1 protein-coding gene is annotated in these 675 nt (G+C 76.6%); it reads left to right on the forward strand.

Annotation, left to right across the window (positions count from 1 at the left end):
* On the forward strand, window positions 1-536 hold a 536-nt coding region (locus AC2W7A_RS13145; RefSeq protein WP_485991710.1), incomplete at its 5' end, for an IspD/TarI family cytidylyltransferase.
* Between the last annotated feature and the right edge of the window lie 139 nt (window positions 537-675).

Here is a 675-nt window from a genome sequence, read left to right on the forward strand (position 1 = left end):
GGCCTGGCCGAGGTCGCCCGCCTGCTGGGCGCCGCAGACCCCGGACTCCCGCCCCCGGCACGTCCTCCCCGGACCCCCTTCACGACGACGGCACTCACCTCCACGCCGACCGTCACCTCGTGCTCGTCCACGACGCGGCCCGGCCGTTCACGCCCCCGTCCGTCTTCGCGGCGGTCGTCGCGGCGCTCGGCTCCGCCGACGCCGTGATCCCGGCGGTGCCGGTGACGGACACCGTCAAGGAGGTGAGGGTGGACGCGGACGGCGCGGAGACCGTCGTCGGGACTCCCTCCCGGGCCACGCTGCGGGCGGTGCAGACGCCGCAGGGCTTCGACCTGGACGCGCTGCTGGCCGCGCACGAGCAGGTGCGCCGCGATCCGGAGCTGGACGCCGCCGCCCTCACGGACGACGCGATGGTCATGGAGGCCGCCGGGCATGCCGTCCGCGTGGTCCCCGGCCATGCCGACGCCTTCAAGATCACCACCCCGGCGGACCTGGAGACGGCCGCCGCCCTCATCGCCCGCAGGAGCCTGTCATGACCGAGAACGCCGCCCCGCAGGACACCGCCCCCGCCGACCGCCCGGCCCTCCCGTTCCCGCTGCCCCGCACGGGTATCGGGGTGGACGTGCACGCGGTCGCGGATCCGGACCGCGAGGGCCCGGACGCCGAGGAGCACCG

It is taken from the genome of Micrococcus sp. LASM2_SD2 (assembly GCF_057364565.1).